The sequence below is a fragment of the Pseudocolwellia antarctica genome, assembly GCF_049933045.1.
In the GTDB taxonomy this organism is placed as follows: Bacteria; Pseudomonadota; Gammaproteobacteria; order Enterobacterales; family Alteromonadaceae; genus Pseudocolwellia.
Genome location: NZ_CP187926.1, coordinates 3,582,228 through 3,598,849, shown reverse-complemented (window position 1 = coordinate 3,598,849; position 16,622 = coordinate 3,582,228). Strand labels below are relative to the sequence as shown.

At 37.1% G+C, this 16,622-nt stretch carries 14 protein-coding genes and 1 pseudogene; 6 read left to right on the top strand and 9 right to left on the bottom strand.

Features of this window, described 5'->3' with window-relative positions:
• Window positions 1-112 precede the first annotated feature (112 nt).
• The 3 genes and pseudogenes from ACPUVN_RS15600 to ACPUVN_RS15590 all read right to left on the bottom strand — a co-directional run bounded on the left by ACPUVN_RS15600 (window position 113) and on the right by ACPUVN_RS15590 (window position 3,649).
• A pseudogene (locus ACPUVN_RS15600) lies at window positions 113-955 on the bottom strand (SDR family NAD(P)-dependent oxidoreductase).
• A 763-nt stretch (window positions 956-1,718) separates the two neighbouring features.
• Entirely contained in the window at window positions 1,719-2,423 is a 705-nt protein-coding gene (locus tag ACPUVN_RS15595) for a hypothetical protein (protein ID WP_426369403.1), read from the bottom strand.
• 311 nt (window positions 2,424-2,734) lie between these two features.
• On the bottom strand, window positions 2,735-3,649 hold the full coding sequence (locus tag ACPUVN_RS15590) for a LysR substrate-binding domain-containing protein (protein ID WP_426369402.1): 915 nt from the start codon (window positions 3,647-3,649) through the stop codon (window positions 2,735-2,737).
• 321 nt (window positions 3,650-3,970) lie between these two features.
• On the opposite strand from ACPUVN_RS15590, the gene katG reads away from it, so the two are divergent.
• The 3 genes from katG to ACPUVN_RS15575 all read left to right on the top strand — a co-directional run bounded on the left by katG (window position 3,971) and on the right by ACPUVN_RS15575 (window position 7,744).
• Complete coding sequence (katG, locus tag ACPUVN_RS15585; RefSeq protein WP_426369401.1) at window positions 3,971-6,226, top strand: catalase/peroxidase HPI; 2,256 nt, start codon at window positions 3,971-3,973, stop codon at window positions 6,224-6,226.
• Window positions 6,227-6,403: 177 nt separating this feature from the next.
• Window positions 6,404-7,390, top strand: a complete 987-nt coding sequence (locus tag ACPUVN_RS15580) for a cytochrome-c peroxidase (protein ID WP_426369400.1) — start codon at window positions 6,404-6,406, stop codon at window positions 7,388-7,390.
• Between the two features lie 117 nt (window positions 7,391-7,507).
• Window positions 7,508-7,744 (top strand): RNA recognition motif domain-containing protein, encoded by a 237-nt coding sequence (locus ACPUVN_RS15575; RefSeq protein WP_426369399.1) that lies wholly within the window; start codon window positions 7,508-7,510, stop codon window positions 7,742-7,744.
• 103 nt (window positions 7,745-7,847) lie between these two features.
• Here the strand turns inward: ACPUVN_RS15575 and ACPUVN_RS15570 are convergent, their stop codons facing one another.
• Window positions 7,848-9,119, bottom strand: a complete 1,272-nt coding sequence (locus tag ACPUVN_RS15570; RefSeq protein ID WP_426369398.1) for an alpha/beta hydrolase — start codon at window positions 9,117-9,119, stop codon at window positions 7,848-7,850.
• Window positions 9,120-9,335: 216 nt separating this feature from the next.
• On the opposite strand from ACPUVN_RS15570, the gene ACPUVN_RS15565 reads away from it, so the two are divergent.
• The 3 genes from ACPUVN_RS15565 to ACPUVN_RS15555 all read left to right on the top strand — a co-directional run bounded on the left by ACPUVN_RS15565 (window position 9,336) and on the right by ACPUVN_RS15555 (window position 11,301).
• Window positions 9,336-10,175, top strand: coding sequence for an AraC family ligand binding domain-containing protein (locus ACPUVN_RS15565; RefSeq protein ID WP_426369397.1), 840 nt, complete (start codon window positions 9,336-9,338; stop codon window positions 10,173-10,175).
• 179 nt (window positions 10,176-10,354) lie between these two features.
• Window positions 10,355-11,002 (top strand): AzlC family ABC transporter permease, encoded by a 648-nt coding sequence (locus ACPUVN_RS15560; protein ID WP_426370577.1) that lies wholly within the window; start codon window positions 10,355-10,357, stop codon window positions 11,000-11,002.
• Entirely contained in the window at window positions 10,999-11,301 is a 303-nt protein-coding gene (locus ACPUVN_RS15555; RefSeq protein ID WP_426369396.1) for an AzlD domain-containing protein, read from the top strand. The genes ACPUVN_RS15560 and ACPUVN_RS15555 overlap by 4 nt, the downstream gene beginning before the upstream one ends.
• 35 nt (window positions 11,302-11,336) lie before the next feature.
• Here the strand turns inward: ACPUVN_RS15555 and ACPUVN_RS15550 are convergent, their stop codons facing one another.
• The 5 genes from ACPUVN_RS15550 to ACPUVN_RS15530 all read right to left on the bottom strand — a co-directional run bounded on the left by ACPUVN_RS15550 (window position 11,337) and on the right by ACPUVN_RS15530 (window position 16,591).
• Window positions 11,337-11,672: a tRNA-binding protein gene (locus ACPUVN_RS15550; RefSeq protein ID WP_304367725.1), complete on the bottom strand. Its 336-nt coding sequence runs from the start codon at window positions 11,670-11,672 to the stop codon at window positions 11,337-11,339.
• A gap of 15 nt (window positions 11,673-11,687) precedes the next feature.
• Window positions 11,688-12,269, bottom strand: a complete 582-nt coding sequence (locus ACPUVN_RS15545; RefSeq protein ID WP_426369395.1) for an EamA family transporter — start codon at window positions 12,267-12,269, stop codon at window positions 11,688-11,690.
• A gap of 14 nt (window positions 12,270-12,283) precedes the next feature.
• Window positions 12,284-12,643, bottom strand: a complete 360-nt coding sequence (locus ACPUVN_RS15540) for an EamA family transporter (protein WP_426369394.1) — start codon at window positions 12,641-12,643, stop codon at window positions 12,284-12,286.
• 107 nt (window positions 12,644-12,750) lie between these two features.
• Window positions 12,751-13,464: a helix-turn-helix domain-containing protein gene (locus tag ACPUVN_RS15535; protein ID WP_426369393.1), complete on the bottom strand. Its 714-nt coding sequence runs from the start codon at window positions 13,462-13,464 to the stop codon at window positions 12,751-12,753.
• 43 nt (window positions 13,465-13,507) lie between these two features.
• Window positions 13,508-16,591 (bottom strand): DUF2339 domain-containing protein, encoded by a 3,084-nt coding sequence (locus ACPUVN_RS15530; RefSeq protein ID WP_426369392.1) that lies wholly within the window; start codon window positions 16,589-16,591, stop codon window positions 13,508-13,510.
• Window positions 16,592-16,622: the final 31 nt, after the last annotated feature.

Sequence of the window (16,622 nt, the reverse complement as noted above, 5' to 3'; positions counted from 1 at the left end):
TAACGCCCGCTTAAGCGGAAAAATATAGTTGGCTAAAATGTTGAACGGAGTGAAAACAGCCAACTGTATTTTTTCCGTTTGAAGCGCTTGTTATGCATACGTTCACTTCAGTTTAAGCGTACTTAAAGCCTGTAAGCCGTATACTTTCATTCCACAACCAATCTATCAGTGATTGATTATTGCCGTTATTACTTACTGCTTTAATTTTGGCATCTTTGAAGTATTCGCCTGAGACTGTTTGGCATATTAATGTTTGAGAAAGATATACACCTGTTTCTGCGCCTTTTTGTGGCGAACGTGCAATGTACTTTCTAAACATTGGATATATAAGGCTTAATGACTTGGGGAAAGCATCTTTTAACATAGGCGTATCCACAACCCCTGGATCGAAGCAATTAACTGTAATATTTGTACTTTTCAATAACTGAGCTAATTTTTTAGTAAATAAAACCGAATATAACTTACTATTACAATAAGCTTGTTCAGCATTAAAGATCTCTCGTAATTCTATATCTTTAATGTCAACTTTAGCATCTTTGTGCCGAAATGAAGCTGTATTTATAACCTTTGGGTTAACCGAATTTTTAAGTAAAGGCAGAAGTTGTCCAGTCAATAAGTAAGGAGCTAGTTGATTAACCGCGACTGTAATTTCAATATTATCTTTAGAAGTTGAAAATTTATTGCTTGATCAAACTCCTGCATTATTTATTAAAGTATCTACAGTATTAGTTAATGTCTTTACAGAATTTACAGCATTAGCAATTGATTGGAACGAGTCTAATTCACATTGAATAAAGTGAATTGAGTTAGTTAATGGATTTTGTTTTAAAAGAGAATTAAACTTTTCTTCGTTGCGCGCTAAAATAAAAAAAGTAATATCACTTCCCTTATCTAATTCGTACAACCAATTAATTCCGAATCCCGAAGTGACTCCTGTGATTACAATATTTTCCATAATATCCTCAGTGGTAATGGTATGCATAACGCCTCATTCAGAGGCTAAAAATTGTTGGCCAAAATAGCGAGGCACGAGCAACGGCCAGCTGTTTTTAGTCCTTTGCAATGCCTTGTTAGCCGTGGAAGATAAACGTTTGCGGTTTACCGCTATAACTACCAAATAATACAACTAACGCTTTTTAATACACTTTACTTAAAAATTAACACCGAGAAAACAACACAAAGCAATTAACGATAAGTAAATTTTAATTAGGGAGAGGTAAAGTGAAACGTAAAACCTTTTTACTTAAAACCAATCCCGGATTTATACAAACTGAATAAGACTGCTAACGCCCATATTAACAGGCTAAAAATAGTAGGCCAAAATAAGCGAGGCACGAGCAATGGCCAGCTGTTTTTAGTCCTTGTTGAATTGCCTTGTTATGAGTAACTTACATTAACTCAAAACACGACGCTATTAGTAAACACCTAATGTGTAAATGAAGTTTAACTTGAGCTACCCAATCAACTTTTACGAACCGATGTATTTGCTACAAAAGTCTCTTCAAAAGCAAATACTATTGGTGACCTTTGATAAACTTTAACTAGCGATACTCGTTTGAAACAAGCACAAATTCCACTTGTTAAAGCCAACCTATTTTACAAAAAATAACAGACAAAAAGCAGTAGACTCATAACGCCTCATTAAGAGGCTAAAAATAGTGGGCTAAAATGGAGCGAAGCGAACAGCCCGCTGTTTTTAGTCCTGCTTTAATGACTTGTTATGTTTTGGTAAACGGCTGAATTTTAACTTTATTAATACCTTTTTTATTATGATATGGAAGCCACGCTTGATCCATACCACGGTATATTATATCAAAGCTAGCATAGGCAATTTTCACTGCATAGTTTCCTATAATATAGAAAAAACAGCAATAAATAACATTTCCGGTTTTAGGGTGATATTCAACCCATAAATCCGATAATGCTGTATATTTTTGGTGCTCGGTACTGTGGAAACTAAGCAATATATTTCTATTACCTATACCCTTTAAAATAGATTCAGCAAAACATTCTGTTTTCAATGGAATTGGTGATTGTAATGTCTGACAAGACTCAATGGCACAGCCAAGCTGCTTTACAAAATAGAGGTGAACATTTAGCATGTTTTGTCTATATTCGTCACCCCAAACATCCTCAAAACAAAGTTCCTGTAGTTTAGGGTTTTCATACAAGAAATTAGAAAGTACAGACCATGATTTATCATGCTTTGATGTAGTTCCGCTGTTACAATTTACACATATTCTCGATGAATAGTGAAGACACTTACTTTTAGCTGTTCCTATCTCTTTACTAACTTTACCGTTATCAGTTTTATGAAGAATTGGATTTTTTTGACTTAAATCAGGGAAAAACAGTCTAAGGTCTGACGCTTTTATCATATGCTCACCCGAATTAGCTATGTTGCCACAAATCCAACAGTTCATAGATACTCCTTGAAAAACATAACAGCTTAATATGAGGATGTAATCCGCCTTTCTGAAAAGACAAACAATCCCCTTTAAATTATAATTACCATCGACATTACGTGATTGTTATCGTTAGATCAATGACTTAAAAAATAGAGTTTAATTGGTTGATGTGTGAAAGGAGGGTTTAATCCCGCTTTCTTGTAGAAAGAAGGATTACTTACTATTTGTATACAAAAACAGGGTAAATGTTAGATGGCATTTTTTAAGTCTGCTTGTAGTTATTTTCTATAGCTTATTGATAGTTACTTATCTCAATACCATTAGCGCTATTCTGCTGTTACACCACACGAACTGCCTAGTTCATCTTTAAATATATTCATCAGTATTGTTAACTCGCTTGTTCTTACGTAGTTTGGTCGTATAACCAAAGCAATAGAACGATGCGGACCGGGTTCATTTAAATGTACGGCTCTAATTTCTGATTCATTACATATCAACTGATCTAGCGCCATATGTGGCACCAAGGTAGAACCTAACTTACTTGCCACCATTTGGATCAAAGTATATAAAGTGGTTGAGTCAAAGTCAGACTCTTGCGTTTTGTTTTGTAAGCTACATGCAGCTAAAGCGTGTTGCTTTAAACAATGTCCGTCTTTTAACAGCATCAGTTTATCTATTTCTAATTGATCACTGGTAATTTCTTGCATCGAAGGCAGGTATTCATCTTTATGACAAATCCAATAGAAGTCTTCTTCCCAAAATTCAAAGCTCATTAAGCCTTCAATAGGGAAGGGCAAGGCAAGTATTGCAGCATCAATATCACCGGTACGTACCATCTCAACTAAGTTGTGTGATTGTTCTTCAATAATACGTAATTTGAAATCAGGGTATTGCGCTCTAACTTCCGGCAATACTTTAGGTAAAAGGTAAGGGCCAATAGTTGGAATAACACCAATTTTCATTGGGTTAGCGAATGGTTGATTATCAACTTGTGCTATTTGTAGTAATTCATCTAATTCTAATTTCACTCTTCTCGCTTTGTTGAGAATAAGCTCGCCTTTATCTGTAATAAGTACTTGCTTGTTATTTCGTTCAAAAATAGTGACATCTAATTGCCTCTCAAGCTCTGTTATAGCAGTACTTAAAGCGGATTGAGAAACATTGCAGGCTTCAGCTGCTTTTTTAAAATGTAAGGTTTTTTCAATAGCTAAAGCATAAGAGAGTTGTTTGAATGAAATCATAGCGAAACGATAGTTTAAATGGAATGAAGTAGTTATATTAATAAATTTTTTAGAACATTAACAGCTGCATTATGTGGTTATAGGTTCCAAATGCTTAATTCTCACCATAAGAACACATAGCAATATGTTGATTTTTAAATCAATAAATAGATAAATTTAAAAAACAGAACGTTATCTTCAAATTAATCAAATATCCAGAAGATACTCCAGCCTCTACACTACACTTGAAATTAAATATTACAAATTGAAAACTTAATCTACACATAACCTGAGATTAATTATTACACACCTTAAAACGAAGTAGTAAAAGAGGAAAGACTAATGATCAAAAAAGCATTACCAATGGCAGCAGCAATTACTGTTGCTTTATCATCAATGGCTGTAACGGTTTCAGCATTTGCTGAAGGTGGGCACACATCTTCAACCACTAATACAAGTCCAAAAACATTAACCAATGCTTTTTGGTGGCCTGATCAATTAAACCTTAGTGCCTTAAGACAACATGGCGCAGAATCTAACCCATACGGGGAGCAATTCAACTACGCTAAAGAATTCGAAAAAGTTGATATTGAAACACTTAAAAAAGATATTGAAACAACATTAGTTGACTCAAAAGCCTGGTGGCCAGCAGATTGGGGACATTACGGTCCTTTAATGATTCGTATGGCTTGGCATAGCGCTGGTGTATACCGTGTAAACGATGGCCGTGGTGGTGCATCAGGTGGACAACAACGTTTTGACCCGCTAAATAGCTGGCCAGACAATGCAAACTTAGATAAAGCTCGTCGTTTATTATGGCCAGTTAAACAAAAGTACGGTCGCCAAGTTTCTTGGGCTGATTTAATGGTACTTTCTGGTAACGTAGCACTTGAATCTATGGGCTTTAAAACCTTCGGTTTTGCTGGTGGACGTAGCGATGATTGGGAACCTGATTTAGTTTACTGGGGTTCTGAAACTAAAATGCTTACCGACGAACGTCGTGACAATAAAGGCAAACTTAAAGGACCACTTGCTGCAGTAGAAATGGGCTTAATTTATGTTAACCCTGAAGGACCGCACGGCAAACCTGATCCTCTTTTAGCTGCTGACGACATTAGATTATCTTTTGGTCGCATGGCAATGAACGATGAAGAAATTGTAGCCTTACTTGCTGGTGGTCACACATTAGGTAAAGCACATGGCGCGAAAAAACCGAGTGATTGTTTAGGTGAAGCACCAGCTGCTGCAGCAATTGAAGAACAAGGTTTAGGTTGGAAAAACGCATGTGGAACTGGCGTTGGTGCTGATACATCTACAAGTGGTATAGAAGGCGCTTGGACAGTTACACCTACAAAATGGTCTTCAAACTACTTAGACAACTTAATGAACTTTAACTGGGTTTTAACTAAAAGTCCTGCAGGCGCTAAACAATGGACACCAGATGATCCAGCGGCAGCTTACTTAGTACCAGATGCACATATTCCTAATAAGCGTAATGCGCCTATTATGTTTACAACTGATATTGCATTAAAAGAAGATCCAGAATTCAGAAAAATTGTTGAACGCTTTAGAGCTGAAGATGGTGCCTTTGATAAAGCATTTGCTAAAGCTTGGTTCAAGTTAACTCACCGTGATATGGGACCTCGTGCAAGATACGTTGGCACAGAAGTACCAAGTGAAGTTTTATTATGGCAAGACCCTCTTTCAGAAGTTACTTACAAGTTAGTTTCTGATAGAGATGTAACTAAGCTTAAAAAATCAATACTTGATTCAGGATTAACAACGTCTGAATTAGTAAGAGTTGCTTGGGCTTCAGCGTCAAGTCACCGTGTAACAGATATGCGTGGTGGTGCAAACGGTGCACGTATTAACCTTGCTCCTCAAAACGAGTGGGCTGTTAATAACCCGAAAGAACTAAGTAAAGTTATTGCTAAGCTTGAATCTATTCAAACTAAGTTCAACAAGAAATCATCTAAGAAACAGGTTTCTCTTGCTGACTTAATCGTTCTTGGTGGCGGTGCAGCAATTGAAAAAGCAGCTAAAGATGCTGGCTTTAAAGTTAAGGTTCCATTTACAGCAGGTCGTGCTGATGCAACACAAGCACAAACAAGTGTTAAATCGTTTAACTACTTAAAACCTAATGCTGATGGTTTCCGTAATTACTACAGCGAAGAAAGCTACATGGCTCCAGCAGAAATGTTAGTAGACAAAGCTAATACTCTTGGCTTAAATGTTCCTGAAATGACGGTACTTGTTGGTGGTATGCGTGCATTAAATGCTAACTTCGATGGTTCTGCACTAGGTGTATTTACAGACAAGCCTGGCGTATTAACTAACGATTTCTTTGTTAACTTATTAGATATGTCTAACAAATGGACTAAAGCTAAATCTGAAGTAGGTATCTACGAAGGTCGTGACCGTGCTACAGGTGAGTTAAAGTGGAAAGCAACACCAGTTGACTTAATCTTTGGTTCAAGCACAGAGTTAAGAGCAATTGCAGAAGTTTACGCTTCAAAAGATGCTGACCAGAAATTTGTTGATGATTTCGTAAGCGCATGGGACAAAGTAATGAAGTTAGATCGCTTTGACCTGAAATAAGCCTGAAATATACAAGAAAACCTACATACACAAAGGTGTAAGTAATAAAGGTTAACTCAGTATCATTACAGAGTTAACCTTATAGCAAGAGAAGAATGAGTACTAACAGGTTTATTGCCTAAGCACTTATTCTTCTCTTTTTTCATATTAAGAAATGCTCAGGAGAAAAGAAGCCTCATGAACAAAACTTTACTACTTTGTGCCATTACTCTTTTATTCACACTAAGCAATATAAGTAAAAGTCACGCAACTAACAGTCTTATCGAATCTACATTACAATTTTTCCAGCCCATGCCTGATAAAATGAAAGGCAGTGAAGCTGACAACAAACAGCAACAAACCTTAGGCGAAAAACTTTACTTTGAAACCGCGCTTTCAATTAACCAAACACAATCATGTAATAGCTGCCATAACATTATTAATAATGCCGCAGGTGTTGATAACTTAAAGGTATCTCTAGGTGCCTTAGGCAAGTTGGGTACACGAAACTCAACCTCCACATGGAATGCAGGAATGCATGTCGCTCAGTTCTGGGACGGACGCGCTAAAACCTTAGAAGCACAAGTTGCCTTTCCACTTTTCGATATAAAAGAAATGGCGATGCCGTCTGAAAACGAAGTGCTCACAAGATTAATCAATAAATGCTATTTAGCTGAGTTTAAACAAGCATTTACAGAACAAGAACAACCTATTTCCATAAAGAATATTTCGCAGGCGCTAGCGGCTTTTCAGCGCACTTTAATTACCCGAGACAGGCTCGACGAATATTTAAAAGGTGATGAAACAGCCATCACACAAGCTGAAAAAATAGGGCTAAATACTTTTATCGAAAAAGGCTGTGTGGCATGTCATAACGGACCGTTATTGGGCAGCCGTTTATTTATGAAAATGGGCATAGTACATCCTTACCCAAATACAATAGATAAAGGCGTTGGTGATATAACCAAGAATCCTGGCGATAACTATTTCTTTAAAGTACCTTCATTACGTAACGTATTAAATACCGCGCCTTACTTTCACGATGGTGCAGCAACTACTATTGAACAAGCGATAGAAGACACAGGCTGGCATCAATTAGGTATTAGATTAACCGGCGAAGAAACCAGCCAAATCAAAGACTTTTTTAATACCTTAAACAATAAAGCGACAATAGTTGAAAGATAGAATACTCAGCTGTAAAAACCTGAAACAGTGAGATAGCGATAAAATACACAAACTAATATGGTCTGTAGAAGAATTGTGAGATAATTGCAGTATAAAGAAACACACCAATGGTTAATTATGAAACTTTTAGTTCGTAACCTTTCTCGTTCAACAACTGAACAAGAAATTCGTATTTTATTTTCTGCTCATGGTTTAGTAACCGAATGTACGCTGGTTTTAGATCAAGCGACAGGTCTATCAAAAGGCTTTGCTTTTGTAGTTATGCCGAAAGAAATTGACGCAAAAAAAGCATTAGCAGCTTTGCATGAACAACGTATTGCAAAAAACAGAATTCGAGTGAAAATGGCTCAATAATAGCTATTCTATTATTAATAAAATTAAGTCAGCTTCGTAAGTCGTTGGCTTTTTTTGTGCTTGGAATTTAGTAGGAAAACTAATACCTAAGAGAGGTTAGAAGTTATTTCTCTATCAAATAATCCGAACCGAGCGACCAAAAGTTATTCTCAAGCTTCTTCAATGGACGTTCTTTTGAACCAGGAGCGGCTTTGTATAATAGTAGATTAATAAGATCAGAACTTACCGCTGGATTACTATGAAAGTAATCATGCCCGATAAAGCCGCTTGATTTAGGTACTTTAATTAAGCTAACATTTCCTACTGAGTTAAAGATATTTTGCTCATTTACGTTCACATCTTTTGTATTTAATCGGCCAAAGCTCAAGCTGTTTGTTAACCACGAAGAAATACCTAAAGCGCTATCTTCTTGAGAGGTGTAAATGGTGATTTTTCCGAAAGCGGGCCCAAACTGTTCTGCCATTAATCTTTGTTTAATTATACCAAAATCTAAATCGGGAGCTGCGAGAACTAGGTTTTCTATGCGTAAGTCTTTTTTCGGGTTTCCACCGCTGGCTCTGTTTTCTATGATGAGTTCACGAAGTGTTGTTGTTACTACGTCAGTGCCACGGCTATGGGCAATAATATGAATATTTTCTATTTCAGGGTTCTTGAAAAGTATTCGTAAGGTTTCTTTCAAATGGAAAATAGTAAATTGTCCTGACTCTTTATCTGCAAAATAAGCGTTAAAGCCTTTCGCCGCCGCTGGCCAAGAATATACGATAGGTACACCTTGGCGTTTCATAAAGTGCCAAATACCAGCAAGGGTAAATACCGATTCATCAAAGGTGTTGTTAAAACCGTGAACAAATAAAACAACGTCTTTATTCTCGCTGTTTTTTAGGCGTTGATTGATCTTGTTGTTGATTTGGTTTTCATGGAAAGATTTCTTTTCTAAAATGTCTTCGTCAATTTGAAGTTGCTCTCCTATCATCTTAAATTTATAAGGTGATAAAGGAAAACGCCCTTGTTCATCAACTTGCTCCATAACATAAGTTAAATCGGCAGAACGTTTTTGTAGGTTACTTTGTTCAACCAACTCATTCCACGGTAGTGAATTGTCTCCAAAATTTACTTTGGCAATACCGTAGGCAATGGATGATGAACGACTGGCATCGTATTTAACGCCTTTTTTTTCTGAAGTACCTCTGTCGGTTACATAAATCAGCTCCATACTGGTTTCACGTAAAGTTTTAGGTATATCGTTTTCTGAATAAGGTGTGTTCACAAATACATTAGGGGTTGGCATTAAAGTTGGGCTGGAAGTACAAGCAGATAATAAAAAAACAGAAAGTGAAACGAAAATAGAGCATTTACCTTTAAGGTAGGAAAACATATTTATTCCTTATTTTCGATTCATAAGTTAGTTAAAAAAGGCCAATACAATAGGTAATAACCAAGCTCATAAAATATAGCAGACTTATGCTTTTTTAGGAATGTTGTGGATGACTTTCTCTGGAAAGGGTTAGTTAAGACTTACATGCTCATATTGTACAAAACATGCTAATCTCGATGAATTATAATGTATAAAAATGGGTAACTACGAATCAGTATGACGGCGTTAAAAGAAAGGGCGAAATTTCAGTTAACAGAAGAGTTAGGCGGTATTGAACTGCTTGACGCGACTTACTATAAACAGAATTTCTCTCGGCATAGTCATGCTGGATATACTGTGGGTGTTATCGATAATGGCGCGCAAAAATTCTATCGCACAGGTGATAATCATATTGCTCCACAGCACAGTATTATTTTAGTGAATGCCGATGAAGTACATAATGGCTGTTCAGCATCTGAAGGTGGATGGTCGTATCGTGCGATGTATCCACTGCCTGCTGTATTTGAATCTATCAGTCAAGAGTTAGGGCTAAATAAAGGCGCTCCTTACTTCCCACAAGCTGTGGTTTACGATCCTCATTTAGCGCAAGTATTACGTACAACTTTTACCACCCTTAATACTTCTAAAAATACTTTGTTGCGTGAAAGTGTACTTTATTCTGCTCTGGTAAAGTTAGTGGTGCGTCATAGTAAAACCAGTTTCGATATCAACCTAGCTCAACCTAATAAAAGTAATGTATTGCTCGTTAAAGAGTTTTTAGATGAATATCCTGCTGCAGATGTTTCTTTGGAGAAATTAGCGACGATTTCAGGCTTAAGTCCATGTCATTTATTAAGGCAGTTTCAACGTTCATTTGGGCTACCACCACATACTTATCAAATACAAAGCCGATTAAGACTCGCTAAAAAGTTGATTCAACAAGGTCATAAAATGATGGATGTTGCGCTTGATAGTGGTTTTCATGATCAAAGCCATCTATATCGTCATTTTAAACGTGCCATGGGTGTAACACCTGGTGTTTATTCAAAAGCGTTAAGAGCCAATTTTGTACAATAAATTTATCATTTTTTGTCGTAAAATAACTTTTATTAAAGGCCGTATTTAAAAGTAACTTTCCTAAGCGATTAGAACTAAGAGAAGCGCCAGTGCAAGCCGAAGAACAATTCAAAAGCAAGTTCAAAGAGAAGCCCAAAACCCAATCGAAGCAGGAGTCATTCTGGCAAGGCGTTATCGCTATGTTGCCATTAAGTATCGCTGTGATCCCATGGGGTATTTTAGTGGGATCTTATGCCATTGAGGTTGGGTTAACATCACTTGAGTCGCAAGGTTTATCAATGATAGTTTTTGCTGGAGCCGCTCAGCTTGTCGCTTTAGGTATGATAAAAGCGGGCATAGGTTTAACAAGTATATTGCTAACTACGTTGCTGATCACTTCCCGACATTTACTTTACGGTATGGCGTTAAGAAAAGACGTAAGTCCTCTACCATTAAAGTGGCGCCTGTCCCTTGGCTTTCTATTAACTGATGAACTCTTTGCCATTGTTACTACAAGCAAAGAGCAGCAATTTAACCGTTGGTATGCGCTAGGTGGTGGCTTAAGTTTTTATGTATTTTGGAACATCGCTACCTTACTCGGCATTATTGCAGGGCAAAGCATACCGAATATGGAAAACTGGGGTTTAGATTTTGCTATCGCTTCTACCTTTATCGCGATTATTATTCCTATGGTTAAAGCCAAATCTATATTGGTATGTGTATTAGTGTCGTTGGTGAGTTCGGTGGTTTGTAGCATTTACAATATTGAAATAGGCTTGTTAATTTCGGCTCTTATTGGCATGGCTTGCGGTACTTTGTATGCAAGAATGACTGGTGAAGCAGTATGATTTGGATAACCATAGGGTTAATGGCTGCAATCGTTTTTATCAGTTGTTACTTATTTTTAGAACCTAAGTTACCGTTAAAACTTAACAAACATTCTTTGCAGTTTCTTAGTTATGCGGCACCTGCTGTACTTACGGCAATAATAGCGCCCTTGGTTTTAGTCAAAGAGCAGGCGCTTTATTTAAGTATTGATAATAACTACTTAGTGGGCGCTATTATCGCGTGTTTACTGGCTTACTTTACGCGAAATACCTTACTTACCGTGGTAGTTAGTATGGGCATATTCTTTTTCGTTTTGTAGCATAGACTCATATTTAAGTCATAATCTAAATAAGTTTAAATAAGCTTAGAACCGTTTGGTACATCAAATTCAGGCATCGCTAGCGCAATATCTTTATTGGTATTGTAGAAACCTGTTACTAAACATTCCGACATAAATGGGCCTATTTGCTTAGGTGGAAAGTTAGTTACGGCAAGCACTTGCTTACCGAGTAAATCGTCTAAGTTATAAAGCTTAGTAATTTGTGCGCTAGACTTTTTAATACCAATTTCATCACCAAAATCTATTCTCATTTTGTACGAAGGGTTATGAGCTTCAGGAAACTCAGTAACTTCGATAATAGTGCCAATTCTTAAATCTACTTTCTGAAAATCGTCCCATGTTATTTGCATGTTATCGCCTTATATTTACGTTGAGATTTTGTGTGTTTTTCGTTTCGCTTTTAATTTTATGTATAAAAGCAGAGCTGAGAACGAAAGAGTTCGCGTATTAGAAACCAGCGCGCCTAGCAGTATTAAACTTAATGAAATCAGTATATTCGAAGACCATAAGTTAAGTCCAACAAGTGCTAAGATAATAGATGATATTAGGGGCGTACAAAAGCTTAACGAGGCTAAAAGCTTCTTATTTCCCTGCTTTAAAGCGATGTCCCATAAGTAAAATGCACCACCAACAGGGCCTATTCCCAATAAAATGATGCTAATCCATTGTTGAGCTGTGAACTGCCAATCTTGAGAACTTAATTGAGAACTTAGAGAATTTAACGGATCACCAGTCTCTAATTGAAAGTATGCAATTAGCGCTAATAAAACAGTAACTAACGATAACCAACCAATGTTATCAACTGAGTTTGCAGCGTTACTATCTGACTTTGAAAAGAACCAAGAATAAGTCGACCATAATATTGCGCAGCAAGCAGCTAATGTATAACCCTTAATATAGTCAGGATTGTAAGCCAGATCAGTATCACCCACTATAATAAAACTCACACCAATAAAGCCTATTAGCCGCCTAATAATGCTTTGATACGAGTCGCTTTAGTTGCAATAAATACCGCTAGCAGCATCGGCCATAAATAAGCAATTAAGCTTACTTCAATTGCTGGCGCTATTTTTAAAGCGGTAAAATAACAGTAATGAAAGCCAAATAATCCACCAACGCCCACTAACCATTGCTTAACTGATAACGTTGGCTTGGAGAATAAATTTTCTTTTAAAATAAGGCGTTTAATAAACATCAGTAACGCCGAAATAGCAAAGCATATAGACAACAATTGAAATGCAGGAATAGCCGCAGTGTTAACCCCTAAGAAGGCTAAGCAGCTCCACATAACAATGGCTAAAATACCCAAGGTAGTTTTCATAATCATAGGCCTCAAAGGAATTAACACAGAGGCATATTATCGAGCTTATAAAACTAATAAGTGTGCAGGAAGGACGCTTTTGTTGTTTTGGAAGACGCGATTTATTTCTACTGACTAAAAGCCTTAGGTGAATTACCAAAATGTGCTTTAAATTTACGGCTAAATGCTGACGGACTTTGATAACCCACTTGCTCTGCAATTATCGCTATAGGTGTATCGGTATGAGTAAGCAGGGTTTTCGCTTTATCCATTCTTTGCTGTGTAATGTATTGCTGGGTTGTTACGCCGATGTTTTCTTTAAACACTTTTTTAAATTGCGTAATACTCAGAAAAGCGAGTTGGGCTAACTGCGTATTCGTCATGTCAGTCGCTAGGTGTTGGTTAATATAACTGAGTACTTTGTTTAAGCGTTTATCTCTGTTATTTGATAGCGGTTGTTGTGCTAAAAGCAGATAAAAGAAGTCATAAGTGGCTGATTCTATGGTTTGATTAATATGATGATTTAATTGGGTTTCAATAAATTGAATAAGAGCTAGTAAAGGTGCGTTAATCGCAACTTTTTCGTTAGGTGATCTCATTATGTTTTCAGGCAATTCATCGCTGTCTACCACAATAAATCTGGCGTCCTGGTGGGCTTTAAATTGATGTATTTCGCCAGATTTTATAATGACACAATCACCAATGTTGACCAGCCCTGAAAAGTCTCCAACCTTAATGTCAATAGAGCCATGCAAGGGCAGCACTAGCTGATGATAGTTGTGAGCATGGCTTTCTATTTTGTTAGTGTAAGAGCGTATTGAAATACGATTAACTTGGTTCATTACTCCATTACTCATTACCTTTTAGTCATCGCACTATATTTCATCACTCTACATTCCATCCCTTGCTTACAGGTGATTGGTTTTGATCTTCTTCAAATTGTTGTTCATTTTCATCATTTAAAGTCGATTCAATTTTCATTTTATTAACTAACTTTTGATACCAAAAAGACGCAGCTAAAATAAAAGCGCCAATTCCCATAAATAAAATCACTTTTTGCCAAAGTAAGGCATGTGCAGCATCAATTAATGCAAGCTTTGCGATACCTAATAATATAAGGGCAAAACTGTATCGAATGGTGGTTATATGTCGATTTTTCATAAAGAGTATTATTGCGCCGTGTATTGCTAATGCTGGCGCTATTAATAACGGTAATCGATATCCTGACAATGTACTAAACAATGTTAAATAGGTAATAATAGCCAGAGAGTGAATGAACAAATAGCTATTCACTTGAGTAAATTTATTAATGAAGGCAAGCTTCGCAAACTCATGTTTTTGGTAAATAAGTGCGGCTATAAATAACATAGGGATGATGATAAATTCAGAAGACAGATCTGTCAGTATCCAGCCAGCTACAACCAATAGAATATTTACAATGTAAACTAATAAAAGGTTTCTTGTTATAAGTTGCACGCGATTCATAAGGGCTAAACATCCTGACCAATAAACAATGCCCGCCATTAATCCAATAAATAAGCTATCCGCATAAAAGATCAAAGCATTAGATATAGCAATACCGAGTGCGAAGAGTCCCCAGCTAGATATAAACTGATACAGATCAGACGCTGATTTCTTGTTAATTAAGTAACTAGCACCATATAAAACAGTGAAGCCTAAGAAAGCTAATGTGGCGGATAGTAAGCTGAGTTGTCCAATACCTAGCATAAATATGATGCTGGCTATTACGGTGAGAACTTTGGCTTCTTTAACCAGTAAGTGATGTTTGATCTTCTGAGCTAAAAATAATGCGATGGCGGGTGATAGCCATAAAACCATTAATAAATCTTCTTCCAGCTTTCTAAAAGCGCTACTTAACCAGAGAATAGGGAGTAGCAAGTAGAATAGAATGCGCAGGGTTTCAGCTATATTCTTGAGAGGACTGGTTGGATGATATTTACGATAAAAAGCTGACCATAACCATAATTGAGCAAACACAGAAATAGCGGCTAGTTTGGCAAATAATGGTAAAGCCGAAAAGCGGTAACTGTTTATGTAAGGGTCTATCAGCATAGCCCCTTGGAATATATAAAATACAGGGATAACAATTAATAGGGCTGCGAATATTTCAATCGTCATTTCTTTACAGTAACGCGCTCTAAATAATATACACGCTTGCAATACGATAGCTGCAACGCCTGTCCATTCACCTAACCAAATACTACTGCTAGCAATGACTAATACTGAGATCCAAACCACTTCTACTAGCTGTAAGAAAGGCTTGATGTATTGTTGAGAAAATTCATCAAAACCTTTAGGAGTGATCATACGTTGCCAAATGCCGATAATCAGTACAATGGCAACTGATAAAACCCAGCCATCTAGCGTTTGTAATGCAGGTAATGGGAAGTATTGTGCAATAGCTGCCCATGAGTAAACTAAGGCAATAGTGAGTAAGGCTTGAGCTTGATTACTTACAACATTAAGCAGGTATTTACGGCCTACATACAATAATAACAGCCCTTCAACTGCCCACGATATGCCCCAATAAGCATTACTTACCACACTGATAATAGCGAGCATTCCCCAAAGGGCGCTGAGTAAGATAATGAAAGGCGTTATTTCATGTTTAACTTTGTAAAACAGTATGGCTACAGCAACGCTAAGTAAGGTATTAAACGTAAAGCATAGTGTCATTTGCGTGCTAAATAAATCACTCGCTTGGAAGAATATAAATACGGTTGAGCCCACGAGTGCCGCAATAAATAGTAAGCCACTTTTGAATAAGCCTGCTGGATTATTTGTATGACTCTTTGAATCCGTTTTCTCGTTAGCTTCTGCTGTGTTTTCCGTATTGTCAGTGCTTTCTTTAGCGCTCTCTTCAGTGTCCGTAAACAAGCTGTTGGTTAAGTTTTTATTAAAGAAAAACCCTAATGCAGCGTAGGTGAAGAAGATAATATAAAACAGATTAACAGCCCAAACAGACAGTTGAACATTTTCAAAACCGATGACCCATTCGATAGAGGCGAAGGTGAAAACTAAGGTTAAGGTCGCTAACCATTTTTCGTTAGTTTTGAAGGCAAAATATAAGCTGCTGATCACAACAAACGACAAAGATAATAAATAATAAAGAGGTTCAATTTGTACGGTGTTCGACAAGATAGGCATGGTTGCAATACCTATAACGCCTAAGCTAGCCACTATTTTTGTGTCGAACCAATGGGCAATACCATGACAACCTAAGGCAATAATAAAGTAACTTATTAGCACTAATGCGCTCGGAATAATGCCATAAACACTGCCTGCGAAATAAACGGTGCAATAGGACAGCAGCACACCTAAGGTGATTATCGCAGTAGCAAACTCGCTGAATTGGGTTTTTATCTTCAAACCTATGCCAAAACTCATCACCAGCAAGGCGGCTAAGCACATAAGTAAGGATTTGGAGCCGACACCGAGCTGATCAATCAGCAACTGCATTAAGTAACCAAAGCCGGCTAAAACCAGCGCAATACCTGCGATAGTTAAAACAAAAATACCTAACATGCCTTTTTCTTTATACGATTTATAAATGTTTACTGCAGGCGTAAACCAATCAAAAATAAAACCAAGTATGGCTTGTATAAAAGCTTTGATGTTTGATTCTATGAAAACAGCAATGGGAGAAGGCTTGTGTACATATTTTGGTTTTTTAGGTGCCGCAACTTGAGACTGTCTGTTTGAAACAGAAGCTGATTCTGAAATGGCAGCGCTTGTGACGCCTGAAACACCAGCCACTTGATAGTGTTGGTCTGGATATGCTGGCGCTTGACTTTGATCACTTTGAACAGCTGAGTTGGTATCATCAACTGCTAAGTTTTCTTGTTCAAGTAAATTGTTTAAACGCGCCTCAACCTGATTGACCCGTTCACTAAACTGTAGTTTAAGCAAAGCGAGTTCAGACCTGAGAACTCTAATTTCTTCATTCATATAAAGTGATCCATTCCTTTATTTTCGAACT

Bases quoted from the DNA above. Each gene is read 5' to 3' on its own strand.
- ACPUVN_RS15595 (WP_426369403.1), bottom strand. From the start codon at position 2,423: ATGAACTGTTGGATTTGTGGCAACATAGCTAATTCGGGTGAGCATATG.
- ACPUVN_RS15590 (WP_426369402.1), bottom strand. From the start codon at position 3,649: ATGATTTCATTCAAACAACTCTCTTATGCTTTAGCTATTGAAAAAACC.
- katG (WP_426369401.1), top strand. From the start codon at position 3,971: ATGATCAAAAAAGCATTACCAATGGCAGCAGCAATTACTGTTGCTTTA.
- ACPUVN_RS15580 (WP_426369400.1), top strand. From the start codon at position 6,404: ATGAACAAAACTTTACTACTTTGTGCCATTACTCTTTTATTCACACTA.
- ACPUVN_RS15575 (WP_426369399.1), top strand. From the start codon at position 7,508: ATGAAACTTTTAGTTCGTAACCTTTCTCGTTCAACAACTGAACAAGAA.
- ACPUVN_RS15570 (WP_426369398.1), bottom strand. From the start codon at position 9,119: ATGTTTTCCTACCTTAAAGGTAAATGCTCTATTTTCGTTTCACTTTCT.
- ACPUVN_RS15565 (WP_426369397.1), top strand. From the start codon at position 9,336: ATGACGGCGTTAAAAGAAAGGGCGAAATTTCAGTTAACAGAAGAGTTA.
- ACPUVN_RS15560 (WP_426370577.1), top strand. From the start codon at position 10,355: ATGTTGCCATTAAGTATCGCTGTGATCCCATGGGGTATTTTAGTGGGA.
- ACPUVN_RS15555 (WP_426369396.1), top strand. From the start codon at position 10,999: ATGATTTGGATAACCATAGGGTTAATGGCTGCAATCGTTTTTATCAGT.
- ACPUVN_RS15550 (WP_304367725.1), bottom strand. From the start codon at position 11,672: ATGCAAATAACATGGGACGATTTTCAGAAAGTAGATTTAAGAATTGGC.
- ACPUVN_RS15540 (WP_426369394.1), bottom strand. From the start codon at position 12,643: ATGAAAACTACCTTGGGTATTTTAGCCATTGTTATGTGGAGCTGCTTA.
- ACPUVN_RS15535 (WP_426369393.1), bottom strand. From the start codon at position 13,464: ATGAACCAAGTTAATCGTATTTCAATACGCTCTTACACTAACAAAATA.
- ACPUVN_RS15530 (WP_426369392.1), bottom strand. From the start codon at position 16,591: ATGAATGAAGAAATTAGAGTTCTCAGGTCTGAACTCGCTTTGCTTAAA.